The sequence below is a fragment of the Bartonella sp. AP57NXGY genome, from assembly GCF_042195805.1.
Taxonomy (GTDB): domain Bacteria; phylum Pseudomonadota; class Alphaproteobacteria; order Rhizobiales; family Rhizobiaceae; genus Bartonella.
Window position 1 is genome coordinate 1 of the sequence record NZ_JBHIOZ010000113.1, and the last position, 3,919, is coordinate 3,919.

Sequence of the window (3,919 nt, forward strand, 5' to 3'; positions counted from 1 at the left end):
GTAAAAAAATATATATAAATTGATAAGCGCTAACGATAAATACAGGTTTAAAAAACAGAAAAACCGGACGCTTTCAAAAAAATGAACTTCTTATTTCAAAATAAGATAATAAGTTTTTCCATAAATTATAAGTTCATTATTTTTTCTTTAATTTTTAAATCTGAAAAATCTGTAGCACTCTACAGATAGAAAAAAACCTTTTGCTCTCTACAAATCTATTAAAAAGCTTTCTACTAAGATAAAAGTACACATTCAAATGTATTTCAACTTTACTGGAAGAAGTTATAAAACAATCCACTAAATCAACTCTACCCCTTGCAAAAAACAAACAATAAGTTTAAAAGTTAAAAAAACTAATCACCACAAAGAAATTTACTTTCTTAGGAAATGTAAAAGAGCAAAACACATTAACCATAAAAGCTAAAAACACAACTTCTCTCTCTTTGCAGTCCGGTACTAAATTTTTGAATACGTTTAGAAAAACCAAATTTAGGAAACTTTATAGCGTTTAAATGTGTCTTTTTTGTGTTTATAGTTATTTCTTTCATTGGGGAGTTCATTATGAAAAAATTATATACAAAATTAGCAGGGAGCAATTTAAAATTTTCCCGTTTTCCTTTTATTAAAGTCCTATCCTTGACTTCAATAGCTGCACTTTTAGCCAGTATTTCCCCTGTTTTTTCGAATGATCTTGATTCAGGAGAAGAGATTTCTGCAAACATAAGGAACACTGCTGAGATATATCCACAAAGTATTGTCTCTGTTTATGATAGCTATAACAGTGATTTGGATTCTTCTAGTGCATCACAGGAAAATTATTTAACAGCGCTGAATGTTTCTTTGACATCCAAGGTAAGTGCTGCTGATGACTATGCAAATTTTTTAACCAAAACTCTTACTGGTGTGAGCGATTATAGTCCTATAGTGAATGTTTTGGCAGAAGCCAGCGATTCAATACGTTCAATTGATATGAATGCTGGAAGTAAAAAAATAACAAGAGCAGCTTTAACTCCAAGAGTTGTAACGGGCGGTCAAATGACTAGGGATGGGAATTTGGGTAATCCTCTTGTCCATGGTGAACGAGCTCAGGGAGAAGCTCATGATGCTATTGTTTACGGGCAGGTAGCGCAGACGAAGGCTGACCAAGGGATTGCAATCGGCTTAACTGCTTTAGCCGGTAGGAGTAGAGATACTAAAAATAGCATTGCAATCGGCTCTTCTCTAACCGATAGTTATGATGAAAAAGAGAGAACAGTTTCATTAGGTGATTTTTCAATAGCCTTCGGTAGTAAAGCACATAGTTATGCAAATGAAGCGATTGCTATGGGGTACAATGCATATGCACAGGAGCAGGCGCTGCAGGGAATTGCTATAGGCGCTAGCTCTAATGTGACGGTTGCGGCAGGTGTTGCTCTAGGAAGCGATTCTATATCCGATAGGGCTGCTGGTGAGCTTGGCTACACTTCTTTGTTGCAGGGGCCTGCAACAAACGTTGAGGCGCAATGGAAAAGTACGCGGGGCTCAGTTAGTGTTGGTGATTATAGTAAGGGTATAACCAGACAAATTACAGGCGTAGCAGCTGGTTCTAATGTTACCGATGCAGTGAACCTTAGACAGTTGCAGGACTTAGAACAAGTTGTAAGACAAAACGGTTGGAAATTCTCTGTTGGAGATAAAAATGCTACAACTGTTCTTATGGATAGCGCGGTAGATTTTTCCGCTGGAAGTAGCAACCTAAATATTACAAAGGGCAAAGAGGACAATAAAGTAAAGTTTGATCTGGCTCAAGACATTGCACTGGAGAGCGTAAAGGCAGGTAAAAATACCTTCGATGCTACGGGCTTAGTAATTACTGATGGTCCGAAAATAACCACCGGTGGTATTGATGCTGGAAATAAAAAGGTAACGGGTGTTACATCTGGTGATCTTAGTGCAGATTCACAAGAGGCGGTAAATGGTAGTCAGTTGAATGTTGTAGCTACCCATATAGCTGGATATTTAGGCGGTGGTGTTAAATTTACGAATGGTCAATGGGATAATCCAGAGTTCAAAATTAAAACTTTAAATCCTGAGACGAATGAGATTGAAGAAGAAAGTTTTCCAAATGTAGCCAAAGCCTTTGAAGGTGTGGGTAAGTCTTATGTAAATCTTCACAATGAGATTAAAAAAGCTGCCGATGATAGTGTTTTTAAATGGCATGCCGAAACGGAGAGCATTACAATTGCTGCCAGTGAGGGAAAAGGTGGGCAAGAAAGTATTGCTATAGGTAAGCTTTCAAGTGCAACTGCCGATAATGGTATTGCATTAGGTGGTTCTGCAAATGCATCTGGTGAAAATAGTATTGCATTAGGTGGACTTTCAGCTGCAACAGCTAAAAATAGTATGGCATTAGGATCAAATGTACAAGTACTTTCTGAGGGTGGTGTTGCTGTGGGTTATAAATCTGTTTCTCGTAACTCAGTGTCCGCAGTTGGCTATGATCCTTCCATAGGGAGCCAGTCAACGGATGATGGTGTGATATGGAAGAGCACTCAAGGAGCTTTTAGTATTGGTGATACTCCGAATAAGATAACACGACAGCTTACAGGTGTGGCAGCGGGTTATGCAGACACTGATGCCGTCAACATTGCGCAGCTGAAAAAATTAAGGGAATTTGTAGCACAAGGGTGGACACTTTCTCTTAATGATAAGGCTGTTTCAAACTTTCAGCCGGGTGATATATTAAATTTGGTTTCTGGAAGCAAAAACTTTGAGATTAAAAATAGTGATACAACAGACAGTAAAGACAAAAAAATAACATTTGATTTGGCACAAGATGTCACATTGAACAGTGTAAAATTAAAAGACGTCACTTTAGATAAAACGGGCTTAACGATTGAAAATGGCCCCAAAGTAATAGCGGATGGTATTGATGCTGCAGGTAAAAAAATAACAGGTCTTGCGGGTGGAGATCTTAGCTCAAATTCGACAGATGCCGTTAATGGTGGTCAGCTTCATACAATCACTGGGGATTTATCAAAAATTTTAGGAGGAGATGTATCCTTTGATGGAAAAAACTTTAAAGTACCAGGGTATAAATTATCGAATATTGATAAAAAAGGTGAAGTAACAGATAAATCTCATACCGATGTTGGTTCTGCCTTTAAAGGACTTGATGATAATATCAAGAATGTGAATGCTCGTATAAAGGAATTTGAAAATGACCTCTCTTCGAATAGTTTAAATTGGGATGGCAGTGTAGGTGATGGTGGTGCCTACAATGCTGCTCATGGTGAGAAGGGTGCGAGCAAGATTGTTAATGTCGCTGATGGTAAGGTAGAGAAAGATTCGCACGAAACTATAACAGGTTCCCAGCTTTATGCACTGGGCAACAAAGTTGCAGAATATTTTGGCGGCGATGCTACGTATGAGAATGGCGTATTGAACAAACCAACCTTCAAACTCAAAGTTTTCAACTTAGAGAGCAATGAAATTGAAGTTGAAGAAAAAACCTACAATAATGTAGCGGAAGCCTTTGACGGAATTGATAAGAATTTCCAGACTGTGAATAAGAATATGCAGAACATCGTTAATGATTTTAATGACAAAGTCACGAATATCAAAGAATCTGTCCAAGGCGATGCTCTGTTGTGGGATGGTAAAGAACAATCCTTTGTAGCCAAGCATGGGGAAAAAGATGGAGAAAAGGAAAACAGCAAGATCACATCGCTTGCCGCAGGTTCTATAATATCAGCTTCGAGTGATGCGATTAATGGCGATCAGCTTCATACAATCACTGAGGATTTATCAAAAATTTTAGGTGGAGATGTATCCTTTGATGGCAAAAACTTTAAAGTACCAGAGTATAAATTATCGAATATTGATGAAAAAGGTGTTGTAACAGATAAACCGCATACCGATGTTGGTTCTGCCTTTAAAG

General features: G+C 37.9%; 1 pseudogene. It reads left to right on the forward strand.

The features are described 5' to 3' along the window. Positions 1-561: 561 nt before the first annotated feature. Positions 562-3,919 (forward strand): annotated as a pseudogene (locus ACFIL8_RS08065) (hypothetical protein); the annotation flags it as partial.